Annotated in this window: 3 protein-coding genes; 1 reads left to right on the top strand and 2 read right to left on the bottom strand. The window is 60.4% G+C overall.

Annotated elements, in window-relative coordinates:
* The first annotated feature begins 433 nt into the window (after positions 1-433).
* Positions 434-961 carry a DUF2726 domain-containing protein gene (locus IM725_RS19875; protein WP_193782375.1) on the top strand — a complete coding sequence of 176 codons (528 nt, stop codon included), beginning with the start codon at positions 434-436 and terminating at the stop codon, positions 959-961.
* On the opposite strand, the gene IM725_RS19870 is transcribed toward IM725_RS19875, so the two are convergent.
* Together IM725_RS19870 and IM725_RS19865 are read right to left on the bottom strand one after the other, a co-directional pair.
* Positions 922-1,341 (bottom strand): cytidine deaminase, encoded by a 420-nt coding sequence (locus IM725_RS19870; RefSeq protein ID WP_193782374.1) that lies wholly within the window; start codon positions 1,339-1,341, stop codon positions 922-924. The genes IM725_RS19875 and IM725_RS19870 overlap by 40 nt on opposite strands.
* Before the next feature lie 102 nt (positions 1,342-1,443).
* On the bottom strand, positions 1,444-1,917 hold the full coding sequence (locus tag IM725_RS19865) for a hypothetical protein (protein WP_193782373.1): 474 nt from the start codon (positions 1,915-1,917) through the stop codon (positions 1,444-1,446).
* Between the last annotated feature and the right edge of the window lie 197 nt (positions 1,918-2,114).

Genomic DNA, 2,114 nt, shown 5'->3' with positions numbered 1-2,114 from the left:
TGCGACCGGCACGCACCAACTCCACCATCTGCTGCCTGAATTCCGCCGGGTACGGCGGTCTGACCTTGGACATTTACGGCTCCTTGAACACAAAGAATGATGTGTCCACCGAACCGGGTCAACTCCATGGCGGACTGGGACTCCGTCAAGCTCCGCACGGAATTTGGCTCTCCCGCTTGGCTCTGGTCCTAACCGACAGTCTGTCCGCCGACGCCGAGCAGCCACCCTTACTGGGTTCGCCCCTCTTCGTAGGCAGCCACTGAGATCAGCTCGGACTGGACTCAACGGTAAGTGATGGCTGACCTCCGACTGTGAATCCGTAGGTGCCTGGTTCGAGCCCAGGTCGAGGAGCCAAAACAAACACAGCGTAAGCTGTTGATTCGCAAAGACCTTCTTCGGAAGGCCTTTGTCGTTTCAGGGGCCAAACCCGCCTTTGATAGCGCATGAGATAGCGCTTGTTGGCCCCAGCACGCTCGCGTGCGAGCAGCAAGGTAGCGAGTCCACACGCACGCGGAGGCGTGAGGGCAGCGGCAACGCCGACGTCAAGTTCAAACCGAAGGCTCTCCTCACCGCGAACGAGCTCGAATTTCTCGGCCGCCTGGAAGCTGCGGCGCCCGAGCTGCGTTTCTGTCCCCAAGTCTCGATGAGAGCGCTCTTGGAGCCCGCCATTCCGCGCAAGGACGGCAAGGCTTACTTTCAAGCGCGCGGCATGTTTTCCCAGAAGATCGTCGACTTCGTCGCGCAGCGACGCTCGGGTGGTGCCATCGTCGCTATCGTGGAGCTTGACGACCGCACCCACGACGGCGGAAAGGACGCCAAGCGCGATGCGATGCTGGCTAGCGCCGGCTATCGCGTCCTGCGCTGGCAATCCCGGGCGAAGCCAGACGTCGCTGCCATCCGCGCGGAGTTGCAGCCACCCCCTCAGAGCTCGTCGGCATCTTCGACGGCGTTGCGCCAATAGTGGGGCTGTATCTCACGGAGACGCTTTGATTGCCAAGCCCCTGGATTTCCAGGCACGGCGACCGCAACCTCAACATCTGCGCCCCACAACGCAAGGCGTTCCTGGCAGATTCCACAGGGCGTCAGAATAAGGAACGGCCTGTCGGGCTGGCTACGAGACACGCGCACGGACGCGACAACGCGAGCACCGAGCCGATTGGCCTCACAATATGCGCCGGTCTCATGGCACAAGCCAGCTCCTGCGTTCGGCGGATCGAAGCAGATGCTTGTCAAGATTTGGCCAGTTTCCAGTCGGACAGCCGCAGCGCCTGCGTAGCCTGTGGGGAAGCGCAACAACGCTTGCTGAATTGCGGCATCGACGAGTGCTTGATCCAGGGCCATATGTTTTCTAAGCTTGGCATTGACCGGCCGGAGGCTGATGATGCGAAGCGGCAGCGCTGCACGGACGATCTTTGTCGAACAACCGGTTGGCCCGCGTGCCTCTCACGTTCTCACCTCCCTCACTTCTTCGAATCCCTCGGCAACCGAAGGCCGCTCCATGATCGAGTGGACGCTCTGAATCGCAGAATCGGGTACGCGATGATCATTTCGTCTCATCCGGTTGCGCGCCAGGGCAGCTTCGAGCGTAGCCTGAATCCAAACGGCGACTACTGAAACGCCAACGGTCTTCGCGATGCCGACGGCGCGAGCCCTATGAATCGCGCGAGGCAACGCGGCGTCAAAGAAAAAAGCGGATTCGCCCAGGACTGCTGCGTGTTCGCGAACCCAAGTGGTCTTGCCCGAGCCCTGTACACCTACGACAACGAACAAGCGTGCGCCTGGCGAAGCCAAAAGGAGGGCGCGCTCCAGATCTGCGTAAGCACGTTCAAACGCCGCAGCGCTTCGCTCAGGTGTGAAGACGCGACCGGAGTCCGTCTCTAAATACACGTCAGGATTGAAATACCTGCCTTCCAGCATGAGGGCTAATGCTCGATTTGACCGGCGCGCCTATACCAGGAGCAGCGCAGGGACAGACACACTTGCGCATCCGTGTCGAATGATGGGATGGACTCCTCTCGTTTTTCGCGTCCAAATGGCGCACTGGTCTTCATTGGCGTGGGGATCAGGTCTTCAACGAAAGGAGTCCGACATGAATGCTACAACCGTCGCCGTCG

Source organism: Ramlibacter aquaticus (assembly GCF_015159745.1).
GTDB lineage: Bacteria > Pseudomonadota > Gammaproteobacteria > Burkholderiales > Burkholderiaceae_C > Ramlibacter > Ramlibacter aquaticus.
Note: the sequence above shows the minus strand (reverse complement) of the source record. Positions and strands in the feature narration are given on the sequence as shown.

Bases quoted from the DNA above. Each gene is read 5' to 3' on its own strand.
- IM725_RS19870 (WP_193782374.1), bottom strand. From the start codon at position 1,341: ATGGCCCTGGATCAAGCACTCGTCGATGCCGCAATTCAGCAAGCGTTG.
- IM725_RS19865 (WP_193782373.1), bottom strand. From the start codon at position 1,917: ATGCTGGAAGGCAGGTATTTCAATCCTGACGTGTATTTAGAGACGGAC.